The sequence below is a fragment of the Wolbachia endosymbiont (group A) of Lypha dubia genome (assembly GCF_964028575.1).
GTDB lineage: Bacteria > Pseudomonadota > Alphaproteobacteria > Rickettsiales > Anaplasmataceae > Wolbachia > Wolbachia pipientis.
Window position 1 is genome coordinate 153,195 of record NZ_OZ034796.1, and the last position, 11,486, is coordinate 164,680.

16 protein-coding genes, 2 tRNA genes and 1 pseudogene are annotated in these 11,486 nt (G+C 36.1%); 11 read left to right on the plus strand and 8 right to left on the minus strand.

Translation table 11 applies throughout. The features are described from left to right. Window positions 1-1,521, plus strand: a complete 1,521-nt coding sequence (gene gpmI, locus ABWU72_RS00730) for a 2,3-bisphosphoglycerate-independent phosphoglycerate mutase (protein WP_155969149.1) — start codon at window positions 1-3, stop codon at window positions 1,519-1,521. 39 nt (window positions 1,522-1,560) lie between these two features. On the opposite strand, the gene fabD is transcribed toward gpmI, so the two are convergent. Then, entirely contained in the window at window positions 1,561-2,541 is a 981-nt protein-coding gene (gene fabD, locus ABWU72_RS00735) for an ACP S-malonyltransferase (protein WP_155969147.1), read from the minus strand. A gap of 128 nt (window positions 2,542-2,669) precedes the next feature. Here fabD and rpmE point away from each other — a divergent pair, with 128 nt between their 5' ends. From rpmE to ABWU72_RS00750, 3 genes are all read left to right on the plus strand, one after another. Then, on the plus strand, window positions 2,670-2,873 hold the full coding sequence (rpmE, locus tag ABWU72_RS00740; protein WP_007548602.1) for a 50S ribosomal protein L31: 204 nt from the start codon (window positions 2,670-2,672) through the stop codon (window positions 2,871-2,873). Between the two features lie 38 nt (window positions 2,874-2,911). Further along, the gene (locus tag ABWU72_RS00745; protein ID WP_155969145.1) at window positions 2,912-3,697 is read left to right on the plus strand and encodes an NAD kinase; all 786 of its coding nucleotides are present in this window, start codon (window positions 2,912-2,914) and stop codon (window positions 3,695-3,697) included. Window positions 3,698-3,780: 83 nt separating this feature from the next. Next, window positions 3,781-5,244, plus strand: coding sequence for a hypothetical protein (locus tag ABWU72_RS00750; RefSeq protein WP_213863604.1), 1,464 nt, complete (start codon window positions 3,781-3,783; stop codon window positions 5,242-5,244). Window positions 5,245-5,484: 240 nt separating this feature from the next. Here the strand turns inward: ABWU72_RS00750 and ABWU72_RS00755 are convergent, their stop codons facing one another. Both ABWU72_RS00755 and ABWU72_RS00760 read right to left on the minus strand, forming a co-directional pair. Beyond that, the gene (locus tag ABWU72_RS00755; RefSeq protein WP_353283792.1) at window positions 5,485-5,649 is read right to left on the minus strand and encodes an IS3 family transposase; all 165 of its coding nucleotides are present in this window, start codon (window positions 5,647-5,649) and stop codon (window positions 5,485-5,487) included. After that, window positions 5,639-5,803 (minus strand): DDE-type integrase/transposase/recombinase, encoded by a 165-nt coding sequence (locus tag ABWU72_RS00760; RefSeq protein ID WP_156768648.1) that lies wholly within the window; start codon window positions 5,801-5,803, stop codon window positions 5,639-5,641. Before ABWU72_RS00760 ends, ABWU72_RS00755 begins: the two co-directional genes overlap by 11 nt. A gap of 57 nt (window positions 5,804-5,860) precedes the next feature. On the opposite strand from ABWU72_RS00760, the gene ABWU72_RS00765 reads away from it, so the two are divergent. Both ABWU72_RS00765 and ABWU72_RS00770 read left to right on the plus strand, forming a co-directional pair. Further along, the gene (locus ABWU72_RS00765) at window positions 5,861-6,208 is read left to right on the plus strand and encodes an IS630 transposase-related protein (RefSeq protein WP_155968342.1); all 348 of its coding nucleotides are present in this window, start codon (window positions 5,861-5,863) and stop codon (window positions 6,206-6,208) included. A 28-nt stretch (window positions 6,209-6,236) separates the two neighbouring features. Beyond that, window positions 6,237-6,719, plus strand: a complete 483-nt coding sequence (locus ABWU72_RS00770; RefSeq protein WP_353284051.1) for an IS630 family transposase — start codon at window positions 6,237-6,239, stop codon at window positions 6,717-6,719. 89 nt (window positions 6,720-6,808) lie between these two features. Here ABWU72_RS00770 and ABWU72_RS00775 read toward each other — a convergent pair whose 3' ends face one another. The 4 genes and pseudogenes from ABWU72_RS00775 to ABWU72_RS00790 all read right to left on the minus strand — a co-directional run bounded on the left by ABWU72_RS00775 (window position 6,809) and on the right by ABWU72_RS00790 (window position 8,573). Beyond that, window positions 6,809-7,162 (minus strand): IS3 family transposase, encoded by a 354-nt coding sequence (locus tag ABWU72_RS00775; protein WP_080717636.1) that lies wholly within the window; start codon window positions 7,160-7,162, stop codon window positions 6,809-6,811. Continuing rightward, window positions 7,147-7,449, minus strand: coding sequence for a transposase (locus ABWU72_RS00780; protein WP_353283793.1), 303 nt, complete (start codon window positions 7,447-7,449; stop codon window positions 7,147-7,149). Before ABWU72_RS00780 ends, ABWU72_RS00775 begins: the two co-directional genes overlap by 16 nt. Window positions 7,450-7,521: 72 nt before the next feature. Then, window positions 7,522-8,174: pseudogene (locus tag ABWU72_RS00785) on the minus strand (IS630 family transposase); the annotation flags it as partial. 33 nt (window positions 8,175-8,207) lie between these two features. Beyond that, a complete protein-coding gene (locus ABWU72_RS00790) occupies window positions 8,208-8,573 on the minus strand; it encodes a transposase (RefSeq protein WP_155969141.1) in 366 nt (121 codons plus the stop codon). 279 nt (window positions 8,574-8,852) lie between these two features. On the opposite strand from ABWU72_RS00790, the gene ABWU72_RS00795 reads away from it, so the two are divergent. After that, entirely contained in the window at window positions 8,853-9,029 is a 177-nt protein-coding gene (locus ABWU72_RS00795) for a hypothetical protein (RefSeq protein ID WP_179945715.1), read from the plus strand. A gap of 288 nt (window positions 9,030-9,317) precedes the next feature. Here ABWU72_RS00795 and ABWU72_RS00800 read toward each other — a convergent pair. Beyond that, window positions 9,318-9,390, minus strand: a tRNA-Gly gene (locus tag ABWU72_RS00800). 172 nt (window positions 9,391-9,562) lie between these two features. On the opposite strand from ABWU72_RS00800, the gene ABWU72_RS00805 reads away from it, so the two are divergent. From ABWU72_RS00805 to ABWU72_RS00820, 4 genes are all read left to right on the plus strand, one after another. After that, on the plus strand, window positions 9,563-10,183 hold the full coding sequence (locus tag ABWU72_RS00805; protein ID WP_015589270.1) for a ribonuclease D: 621 nt from the start codon (window positions 9,563-9,565) through the stop codon (window positions 10,181-10,183). 116 nt (window positions 10,184-10,299) lie between these two features. Continuing rightward, on the plus strand, window positions 10,300-10,623 hold the full coding sequence (gene trxA / locus ABWU72_RS00810) for a thioredoxin (RefSeq protein ID WP_007548839.1): 324 nt from the start codon (window positions 10,300-10,302) through the stop codon (window positions 10,621-10,623). A 42-nt stretch (window positions 10,624-10,665) separates the two neighbouring features. After that, window positions 10,666-10,742, plus strand: a tRNA-Ile gene (locus ABWU72_RS00815). Between the two features lie 78 nt (window positions 10,743-10,820). Next, on the plus strand, window positions 10,821-11,477 hold the full coding sequence (locus ABWU72_RS00820) for a CADD family putative folate metabolism protein (protein WP_155969607.1): 657 nt from the start codon (window positions 10,821-10,823) through the stop codon (window positions 11,475-11,477). Window positions 11,478-11,486: the final 9 nt, after the last annotated feature.

Here is an 11,486-nt window from a genome sequence, read left to right on the forward strand (position 1 = left end):
ATGAACATTAAATCAGTGGTTTTATGTATACTAGATGGCTGGGGAAATGGAATAGAGAATAATAAATACAACGCTATCAGCAACGCAAATCCACCCTGTTGGCAATATATTAGCTCTAATTATCCAAAATGCAGTTTATCCGCCTGTGGAGCTGATGTGGGGTTACCTGGTGGTCAAATAGGTAATTCAGAAGTTGGCCATATGAATATTGGCAGTGGTAGAGTAGTAATGCAAAGCCTTCAGCGCATTAATCAAGAGATTGGAACAATAGAAAACAATGTAAATCTACAAAGTTTTATTAGTAATCTAAAAAGTAAGAACGGAGTATGCCATATAATGGGATTAGTGTCAGATGGCGGTGTTCATTCGCATCAAAAGCATATTTCAACTTTAGCAAATAAAATATCACAGCATGGAATAAAAGTGGTGATACATGCATTTTTAGATGGCAGAGACACATTGCCAAATTCAGGAAAAAAATGCATTCAAGAATTTACAAAGAGTATAAAGGGAAATGACACAAGAATTGCTACTGTTTCTGGGCGTTACTATGCTATGGACCGTGACAACAGGTGGAAGAGAACAATCGAAGCTTATGAGGCTATCGCATTTGCAAAGGCACCTTGTCATGATAATGCAGTATCGTTGATTGATGAAAATTATCAGAATAACATAACTGATGAGTTTATCAGGCCCGCAGTAATAGGTGACTATCAAGGTATAAAACCAGAAGATGGAGTGCTGTTGGCTAACTTTCGTGCTGATCGAATGATACAATTAGCAAGTATTTTGCTAGGCAAAACAGACTATATTGAGGTAGCAAAACTCTCTTCAATTCTAAGCATGATGAAATATAAAGAAGATCTCAAAATTCCTCATATTTTTCCTCCTACTTCTTTCGCTGATACTCTAGGACAAACAATAGCAGACAATAAATTGCAACAATTACGTATCGCCGAAACCGAGAAATACGCTCATGTGACTTTCTTTTTCAATTGTGGAAAAGAAGAACCTTTCTCTGGCGAAGAAAGAATACTCATTCCCTCACCAAAAGTTCAAACTTACGATTTGCAGCCCGAAATGTCAGCCTTCGAGCTCACAGAAAAGCTTGTAGAAAAAATTCATTCCCAAGAATTTGCACTGATAGTTGTAAATTACGCTAATCCTGACATGGTAGGGCATACAGGTAATATAAAAGCAGCCGAGAAAGCTGTGCTAGCTGTAGATGATTGTCTTGCAAAAGTGCTGAATGCTGTTAAAAAGTCAAGCAACACCGCATTAATTGTTACTGCAGACCATGGTAACGTGGAATGTATGTTCGATGAAGAAAATAATACACCTCATACAGCACACACTCTAAATAAAGTGCCATTTATTGTGTCTTGCGATAATCTAAAACTAAGAGACGGAAGGTTATCTGACATTGCCCCTACTATTTTACAGCTACTTGGAATTAAAAAACCAAACGAAATGACAGGCAGTTCGTTGATTTCTTGCATTACCCTCTGTCATTCCAGCTAAGCAGCGTTATGCACCGGAATGACATCAAATAGATGTGTTTTAACTTAATCCAACTTTTAAATTTTTTGCTGTTAGTACTAATGATTCATTAAAGAAGCTGTCAATATCACCAATACTATCTATATTTTTTGTACTGATAGATTGGTCAATTCTTTTGACCAAATTAGATAAAACTTTATTAGGGCCAATTTCAACAAATTTGTTAATGCCACGGCTTGACATATACAAAACCATTTCTCTCCATTTCACTCTGCTTACAACTTGCTTGGCGAGTAAAGTTTTTATAACTTTGGGATCACTCTCCTCTTTAGCTGTAACATTTGATATCAAAGGAACTATAGGACGGGTTATTTTAATACCCTTCAAAAACTCCAAAACTTTTTCATCAGCAGGTTTCATAAGAGATGAATGAAAAGGCCCACTAACCTGTAATTTAATTAGTTTCCTCACACTCGAGTTTTTGAATAAATCGGGTAACATCTCAAGAGCTTCTCTAGTGCCACTTATAACCACTTGTCCGCCACCGTTATCGTTTGCAATTTCACAAATTCCGTCAATTTGAACTGATTTCAATATATCTTCCACTTCATTTATCTCTGCTCCAAGCAACGCAACCATTCCGCCTTTACATTTCAGTGAAGCTTCATGCATTGCTTCGCTGCGAACTTTCAGCAGCTTGATTGCAGACTCAAGCGTTAACGCTCCTGCAGCACACAGCGCTGTATATTCGCCAACTGAATGCCCACAAACATATTTAACATTGTGATCAGTGAAAAGAGATTTGCCAAACACATGCTCCATAACACGTAGCATTGCAATTGATACTGCCATTATAGCTGGCTGAGCGTTTTCTGTAATGGTTAATTCTTCAATAGGACCGTTGAAGATTAAATGAGACAGCTTTCTATCCAATATGCTATCTACTTCATTAAATACTTGTCTTGCAACGGAAAACTCACTATATAAGCTCTTTCCCATTCCTACAAACTGAGAGCCCTGACCAGGGAAAGCGAAAATCATGATAATTATTACTTATTCCTTATTAAGTATAAGATTTTATTTATTTTTTGTCAATATTTTAGAATAATGATTGACTTAGTGAATTAAGTTCACTAGAATGTTAACTGACTAAAAGTTTATAAACAACAATGAATTATCATAAAATTATTATAGTTATGACAGACGGTCAAGAGTTTGAAACTCGTTCCACTTATGGAAAGGAGGGAGATAGGGTAAAACTTGATAGAGATCCTCTTACTCACCCTGCATGGACTGGAAGTTTGACAAGCGGGTTAGCAAGTAAAACTAGCAAATTAGCTAAGTTTAACGATAAATATGGAAGCATTTTCTAATTCTCCTCCTCTTTAAGTTTTAGAGAGTTTACTGAAGCATGCATAAATACAAAAATATAGGCTATGTTGCTTCTCCATCACCAAAATCGCAGGAAGTATCTAAACTATTAAAGAAACTTAATTTTATCAATATAACAGAAGAAAATAAGTCCGAAATCGATCTATTGATAGTTGTTGGCGGTGATGGCTTTATGCTACGCACTTTGCACAATTACGTCATAGAAAATAAAAACATGCATGTGTATGGGATAAACACTGGCAATGTTGGGTTTTTGATGAATAAATGCTTTAAAGATTTAATTGATCATATAGAGCATGCAACTTCAACTCAGTTAACTTTGCTAAAAATGGAAGCAACAGACACAAGTGGCAAGAGATATCATTACATAGCAGTAAACGAAGTATACGTTTTTAGAAAAGCGAACCAAATAGTAGAGATGAATATTACTATTAATGATAAGCTAAAAGTAGAAAAATTTAGAGGGGACGGAGTAATATTATCTACCCCCACAGGCAGCACTGCATACAACTTCTCTGCCGGTGGCCCAATCTTGCCGCTAAATTCAAATTTACTTGCACTCACTTCTATCAATAGCTATTACCCAAGGCATTGGAATGGAGCGTTAATATCAAACGATACAATCGTACAAATTGACATTAACGACACAAAAAACCGTCCAGCACTTGTAGTATCAGATTACAAGGAGTTTCATAATATATCACAGATAAAAATACAAAAAGACCACGAAAACACAATAACTTTGCTTTTTGACAAAGATTACCCTCTGAATGAAAGAATCTTTGATAGACAATTTCTATACTAATAATTATCCGTAAATTGGTATTTACTATATCTTAATAACTATAGCGTAATCAATGCAGCATAGTAATTAACTTTGGAGTGAATATGCATGGGTCAGTCGAAAAATCAACAGTAAAATTAACTTCTTACGAACAAACAGGTGACAATAGCAAGATAACACTAAAAGATCCACCATCGCCTGAAGAAGCAGGAAATGCTATCTCAAGTGTACTGAATGTAGTACCACGTGTGCAGGGAATGTCACATGAAGAATCAGATGATGAGGAAGTGGATCCTACTTATGCATCTGTAAATCGACAAAAAGATGGTGATGGAGCACCACCGATTTTGCCAAAAGCTCCAGGTTTACAAGACAAAGAAGACAAAAATTTGTTTGGTCTTAGTACTGAAGTACTACCTCCTTCCCTAGAAGAAACAAAAGGTGAGACTCATGATTGGGTATCACAAACAGCAAGTTTAGGTTTAGAAGGATTATCTGGTAATGGATCAGAAGAACATATTTATGCAGTTATAAACCCAAATACAAAATCTTCGAAAAAGAGTTTAGACAGTGAAATAGGTGGTCAAAACTCAAAAGATGATTTAGGTGCGTCTTCAAATACTTTACCATCGTATAAAAGCAAAGATGACTCTGAAGAGTCTTTGTCACTAAATTCTGATATAGGTAGCACAACAAATAAAAAAACAAACAGATTTTTGCCAAGAGCAAAATATGCCATGCAGCAGAAGGGCTTTATAATTTTTACTGCAAGTGCTATTATACTCAGCACATCTGCAGCTTTATTATATTTACAAGATAAAGCAAAATTTATTGCATTTTTTACAAACAGCCCAAAATATATCACTATACCAGTTATCGCACTTGCTGCATTGCTTACAATTGGTCCAATATTTTTTGCAACAAGGCAATTTATAGATACTGAAGAACATTCCATTCAAAAAAAAGATGCGGATAAAATTTTAGCTGAGGTGTTGGAGCACCAGCCAAAAGATAAAGCTATAAAATCTGTAAGACTGGAATATAGCAATGGCACTCATTCAAATTTTGTACTTAATGCTTGGGAAGCTAAACGAAGCTTCATTAACATTGACGAAAAAGTAGTTAGTAGAACTAATAAAATAGAATCAGTAATTAACGACAGACCAATATTTACTGCATTATTTACTGGTGTAGTTGCTGCAAATATAGCGCTTCCTCTATGGCTATATGCGGAAGGCGGTGTTAATAACGTACAAAAATTTTACCAAAACCCTTTGACTAATAACATAGGATTATCATTACTTATAGGTTCTGGTATACTTGCATTATCAATTATATGTCTTGGCGTGCATTATTATAGAAAAACAAATTGCACTAACCTTATATATTCTGAAGAAGAGATTGATCCTAAAGATGTTAATGGGAAATTTATTGAGGAAATAAAACGAGAAAGAACAAATGTTCTTGGGGAAAATCACAGTAAAGACGCTAAACGCAGCAGCTTAACGCTTGAGCAAGTTGTGGTTCAATCTCATAATTGTAAGGATATTGTTTATAGTGTCGGTTAATAAAATGCATGATATAGCTAGTGCAGCCCTACGTCATACCGCTGCAGACCGTCATACCGCGATTCATTCGCGGTATCTCTAGATCCCGCTAACACGTAGCGGGATGACGATTGTCAGGGTAGCACCTCCCTCCCCTGTCATCCAAGTAGCTGACTGACCTTACCCAGAAAAAGTGGAGAGAAAGTTTGGAATGTTTTTCACAAAGAGAATGATGAATCAAAATGCTCAGGAATGCAATAGTTAATAGTGACGTTGTTTGTTATAAAAAATTTCTATATATTCAAATATAGCAGTTTTGATATGCTGTTTAGAGTGCCGAGAGGTGTCTATTGGTAACTCCCTTTTTAGAGGACTGAAGAAGCTTTCCACAACAGAATTGTCGTAACAACAACCTTTATAACTCATCTATGTTTTTTATGGATAAGAGATATTGATAACCTTGCGAAGTATATTGTGAACCTTGATCACTATGTAATAGTAGATTTTTGGCAGGTTTACGCTTGTTAACGGCCATTAATAAAGAGTCCATAACCAATTGTTTATTTATTGAACTGCTCATTAACTATAGTACTTCCCAAAGTAAATGATAAAGGTATAATAAGCTATTTGAGTTATAATGGCGTATAGTGTGGATTTAAGGGAAAGGGCAGTATCGATGATAGAAAAAGGGAAGTCAAAGGTTGAGGTGGCAGAGCTTTTGGAGATAGGAATAGCAACTCTGTACCGCTGGTTAAGAAAGAAAGCCGCTGGTGAAAGCCTAAGGCCATCGAAAAACGGCAGCTTTATTCGAAAAATAGACCCAAAAATACTCGAAGAATATGTTAAAAAGAATCCAGATCATACGCTGGCAGAGATGAAACAAAATCTTGGATTTGGAATAAATTCAATTTGGTATAGGCTGAAACAGCTAAGAATTACTTTAAAAAAAAGTTACACTATATCAAGAGCGCAATCAAGAAGATAGGCAGCGATTTACCGATAAAATCTCAAAAATAGACCATTCCAGCATCTTATATATAGATGAAGCAGGAGTTGATAATAGGTTATACCGAGAGTATGGACGTGCTCCAATAGGAAAGAAAATTTATGCAGATATTCCAGGAAGAAAACGAGAGAGAATCAGTATAATAGGCGGGTGGATTGGAAAGAGATTTATTGCACCAATGACTTTCAAAGGTGGGTGTGACAAAGAGGTATTCAATACATGGTTAGAGAAGATGTTATTACCTAAATTGCCACATGGTACTACAATAGTTATGGACAATGCCACATTCCATAAAACTCCCAAAACAAAGGAGTTAATAGATAATGCTAGATGCCGTTTGCTCTATCTACCAACATATTCACCAGATTTGAACCCTATAGAGCATTGTTGGAATACCATCAAAAGCCGCCTCAGACCTTTAATGCATAAATATACAGACTTACAACTTTTGGTTGGTAATACCATAATGGAAATTTATCATTCACTTTAGAAAATACTATACCATGCGTGAATATAGATCGATTATTGTTGCCAAATATAGCCATCCTTCTTTGGTTTTTATATAAGTAATCCCATACTTTATTTGGTTGATCGACAATAAAGTTTTGGTCTAATATATTGGGAGCTACTGTCCGTTTGTTGTTTCTTAATTTTAAATTTTCTTCTCAATATAGCCTGAATACCATTTTTCTGCATAATACTTTGCACTGTTTTTAAGTTGCAACTTTTACCCAAAGCCTTCAATTCAGCATGAATTTTAGGAGCTCCATATCTACATTTAGAAACTTGATATATTTTTTGAATAGCTGCGAGTAGCTCTTTATTTGCTGATTCTCTACTGCTTATTTTTCTTGTGGTCCACTTATAGTAGCCACTAGCAGAAAATCCTACATAATTCCTGTACTTTATAGCAGTTACTATATAAAAAAATATTTTACTCTTTTTGACTGGCCAGGGCTTTTTTTTAAATGTCTCTTTCCCTTGTTACTCTTGCTTTGTAAATCAAACCTCTCTTTGTCGTAAGGAGCCATGTTACCTCTACCTGGAAATGCATTTGCCGCTGACTTTTTTTCGTTATATTTCTTCATCCATTTTCCTAATACACTATCCCTTATTCCTAGATCTCTTGCTACTTTTGCAACTGGTTGACCTACCTTTCTTTGTTCATTTGTCAGCTTAACAGCTTCCAATTTGAATTCTGCCGTATATTCTCTTGCCATTTCTAATCCTCCAAAATTTTATTTTACCCGAAAAAACTCCTTTCTTTCTCTCCACTTTTTCTGGGTAAGGTCAGTCTGTCCAGGTTCCAAGATCGGTGTCAAAAATTGCTCAACCCATCCATTAAAAACATCCATATTACAGTGGCCTTCAAAGGTTAACGGAACAACTATCTTTCTTCCACTTAAGGCTGCAACCATACTGATTCGTTGAGTTTTCTTTCCAGATTTTAAGGCATAAAACCGCTGTCCTTTCTGGCAATATCCGTAGGGGTAGTCTTCGGTGTTATCAATGCCAGACTCATCTATATACACTAAGTTTTTAGGTTCTTTTGTCGCTATAATTTTCAAAAATTCAGCACGTTTTTCTTCGTTTCTTTCCTTGTATCCATATGTCTTTTTTTGCGCGTAAATCCAATTTTTTTAAGGGCTCGATAGATCGTTTGGATACTAACGTTGTTCCAAAGTTTAGCCATTTCCGATAGAGTCTTTCCTCCGTGTTCTCTGGCAAATTTGGCAAAGGTATCCCAGTCGGTAATTTTGTGATTGTAACCCCCATTTCCAAGTTTTTTTGATTGAAAGTCTCCTGTTTCTTTTCTTCTTTGCTGCCACTCCCATAAAGTAGTTCGTCCAATCTTAAATCTTGCTGCCACTGTTTCTCTGCTTTCTCCTTCGTCTAGCGCTTCCATTGCTTTTTTTCTTAAATCATAACTATATGCTGCTGGCATTCAACCTCCTTATCATCATCTACCCTTATCCTATCACATCCGGACTTTTATGGAAAGAGCTATATTTTTATCAATTCTGCAATCATTTATCTTAATATTAAGTTTCTTAAACCTTCTTGATGCTTGTGAATAGCTGATAACTGCCAAATCTCTTCCTATTTGTTGCAAATACCCTTTTATAAACCCGACTGTTTGTCTTAAACCAATTCTAAAGAAACTGACGATTATATGCACCAAAATCACAACTTTATCACTATAAATATAGTTGCCGCCCTGCATTTTTGGACAATTCTCGTACCAATTTTCTATGGCGTCATTGATATAACAAAAAATGCTTCCTCTTTCTTGGAGAAATTTGTTATATTCATGGCAGTTACTGACTCTCATTTTTTGTGGCATATTTTTTCTTCAACAGTTAAATGGCTATTTATAATGAATTTTGTCAGTAACTGCCAGTTCTTTTCACTTGAGCGATGCAACAAAGCCCACTGGGATCCAGGAAACTTAACTTTACACCAGGTAATAAGAACTGGATTCCAGCGTCACGCGCTGGAATGACAGCAGTCCTACGTCATACCGCGATTCATTCGCGGTATCTCAGCCGCTAACAAGAGATCCCGCTAACAAGTAGCGGGATGACGGTTGTCGTTTAGCCATAAACATTAAGAAATTTACCAAATGAAAAAAAAGGCAAAAGAAGCCCCGTGGTTATTATCCGCTTTAAAATATTGGCGTTTTTTATGTTTTAAACGCTTGACAAGCGAAATTCAGCTGCTTTTAATTGCAACTAACTTACGCTGCAAACGTTTAAGAAATTTACTAAGCAGAAAAAAAGACAAAGAATCCCCGAGTTAGCTAGTCTTTTACTATCTCTGTCGAGTATTGGCATTTTTTGATGTCTTGTAACGCTTTATAAGCGCGTTCAGCTTATTTAGATAAAAATCTAGATGTAGATGAAGTTTTGTAAAGACATACAGTATCTATATACTGCAAAAAATTGAACATAAGACGCCGATACATTAAGTAATCCTTACCTTTTAATCTGCAGATTGGCGAAAGCAAATACAATAGCTTCACTTTCATGATAAGGGGGCTAGCGGAGTTTGTCAAGGGATTTTTGACGAAATGATTTTGAAAGCAAAGAGCGGGAGAAGGGGTTCGAACCCTCGACCTCAACCTTGGCAAGGTTGCGCTCTACCAACTGAGCTACTCCCGCAATTAAATTAACCTAAATTTACTTAATTATAGGCATATACAGCGATTTGTAAACCCCGTGTACATGAAAAATGTGAGAGCCCATAAATTTGCGTGGTTCCTTCTATGATCTTTTCGTATACTTAAGGCTCATTTTTGATTATCATAAGTTTTTAATTATTCCACAAAGCTTTATGGGAATATTTTTATATAAAGACGACTTGCCAGCTAGTTCAATACCAGATGATGTAAGGTCTATAGCTGTTGATACCGAGGCAATGGGGCTACTTCATAGCAGAGATAGATTATGCCTTGTGCAGCTCTCTTTTAATGATGGCAACGCTCACTTAGTTCAACTCAAGAACGATTATACAGCGCCAAATTTGAGAAAAATATTAGAGGATAAAAATATAACTAAAATATTTCACTTCGCGCGATTTGATGTGAGCATAATACGTTATTACTTGGAAACTTGGGCACTTCCGTGCTATTGCACAAAGATAGCTTCACGTTTAGTTCGCACTTACACAGATAATCATAGCTTAAAAGAGTTGTGCTTAGAGCTGCTTGATACCAAACTAAATAAGCAGCAGCAATCTTCTGATTGGGGAAATGAAAATTTAACAGACAAACAAAAAAGTTATGCTGCATCTGATGTTTTGTATCTCCACAGGATAAAGGAAAAGCTAGACTTAATGCTGGAACGTGAAAATAGAAAAGAATTGGCCCAAAAGTGCTTTGAATTTCTTCCTACTCGTATTGAGTTAGACTTAATGGGTTGGGAAAACGTGGATATCTTTAACCACCAGATGTAATAGAAGTTTTTTGTTTGTGCAAAACACTTTAGGGCAATTTTTCAAGCTCTGCGGTAAGAATTTAGTTGATTAACTGCTAATAGATACGCTATATTTTACAAAAATTTAGGTATTTTATGAGTGATGATATTACATCGGTAAATGATCAAAATTTCAAATCTGAAGTCACTGACTATAAAGGGTTCGTGCTGGTAGATTTTTGGGCAGAATGGTGTGGGCCATGCAAAAGTCTAATGCCACGTATAGAACAATTGGCTAAGGATAGAAAAGGCAAGATTAAGATCTGCAAATTCGACATAGATGAAGGGACTGAAGTGCCAAGTAAGTATGGAGTGCAATCTATACCCACTTTAATCATATTTCAAGATGGTAAGGAAATTGCACGCAAAATTGGTGCAACAAATGATTTGTCAAGTTGGGTTGATAGTGAAATAAGCTAATAGACAAATTTGCTTTTGTGTGTATTATAAATATTGATAAAAGGGATTGTAGCTCAGTCGGTTAGAGCAGTTCGCTCATAACGAATTGGCCGTAGGTTCGAGTCCTACCAATCCCACCATTGTATTGATCTTAGCATGATCGTAACAATGAGAAAACTATAGTATATGAACTATATATTAATGTAATGGGGGAAATGATGGAATTTACTAAGTCTCTAAATAACAAGTTAGATGAATTGCACTTACTAAATCATCCATTTTACCAGTCATGGAATACAGGAAGCTTAAGCTTGCAAGCTTTACAAACCTATGCTAAAGAATATTATCACCACGTTGCTGCGTTTCCTCGTTACATCAGTGGTATACATTTTTTGTGCCCAGATCTAAAAATGCGACAGGTTTTACTTGGTAATTTAATAGAAGAGGAACAAGGTGATGAAAATCATCCAGAATTATGGCAACGTTTTGCTGAAGGGCTTGGCGTTGCGCGATCTGATCTTCGTGAAAGTGCACAGATTAAAGAGACACAGGAGTTAGTTGATGGTTACTTTGATATTGTAAGATCAGGTTTTGCGGCAGGTCTTGGAGCCTTGTACGCTTACGAACGTCAAACTCCAGAGGTTTCCAAGTCTAAAATTGAAGGTTTAAAAAAACACTATTCAATAAGTGATGAGCGTTCTCTTCAATTTTTTACGGTCCATATGCATGCTGATGAATGGCATTCTGAGGAATGTGCAAATCTTATTGAAGATCTAGATGAAAAAGAGCAAGATAAAGTTATGCAGGGTGCTCAAAAGGGAGCAAGGCTCTTGTGGGGTTTTCTTGATGGAATGATGAATGCTAGCGTGTGTTAGTAGTTGTAA

Coding starts and splice junctions, on each gene's coding strand:
- ABWU72_RS00780 (WP_353283793.1), bottom strand. CDS start 7,449: ATGGCAAGAGAATATACGGCAGAATTCAAATTGGAAGCTGTTAAGCTG.
- ABWU72_RS00805 (WP_015589270.1), top strand. CDS start 9,563: ATGGGAATATTTTTATATAAAGACGACTTGCCAGCTAGTTCAATACCA.
- ABWU72_RS00755 (WP_353283792.1), bottom strand. CDS start 5,649: ATGAGTTATAAAGGTTGTTGTTACGACAATTCTGTTGTGGAAAGCTTC.
- ABWU72_RS00820 (WP_155969607.1), top strand. CDS start 10,821: ATGGAATTTACTAAGTCTCTAAATAACAAGTTAGATGAATTGCACTTA.
- rpmE (WP_007548602.1), top strand. CDS start 2,670: ATGAATTATCATAAAATTATTATAGTTATGACAGACGGTCAAGAGTTT.
- ABWU72_RS00795 (WP_179945715.1), top strand. CDS start 8,853: ATGAAAAAAAAGGCAAAAGAAGCCCCGTGGTTATTATCCGCTTTAAAA.
- fabD (WP_155969147.1), bottom strand. CDS start 2,541: ATGATTTTCGCTTTCCCTGGTCAGGGCTCTCAGTTTGTAGGAATGGGA.
- ABWU72_RS00745 (WP_155969145.1), top strand. CDS start 2,912: ATGCATAAATACAAAAATATAGGCTATGTTGCTTCTCCATCACCAAAA.
- ABWU72_RS00760 (WP_156768648.1), bottom strand. CDS start 5,803: ATGAGCAGTTCAATAAATAAACAATTGGTTATGGACTCTTTATTAATG.
- trxA (WP_007548839.1), top strand. CDS start 10,300: ATGAGTGATGATATTACATCGGTAAATGATCAAAATTTCAAATCTGAA.
- gpmI (WP_155969149.1), top strand. CDS start 1: ATGAACATTAAATCAGTGGTTTTATGTATACTAGATGGCTGGGGAAAT.
- ABWU72_RS00765 (WP_155968342.1), top strand. CDS start 5,861: ATGGCGTATAGTGTGGATTTAAGGGAAAGGGCAGTATCGATGATAGAA.
- ABWU72_RS00750 (WP_213863604.1), top strand. CDS start 3,781: ATGCATGGGTCAGTCGAAAAATCAACAGTAAAATTAACTTCTTACGAA.
- ABWU72_RS00790 (WP_155969141.1), bottom strand. CDS start 8,573: ATGCCACAAAAAATGAGAGTCAGTAACTGCCATGAATATAACAAATTT.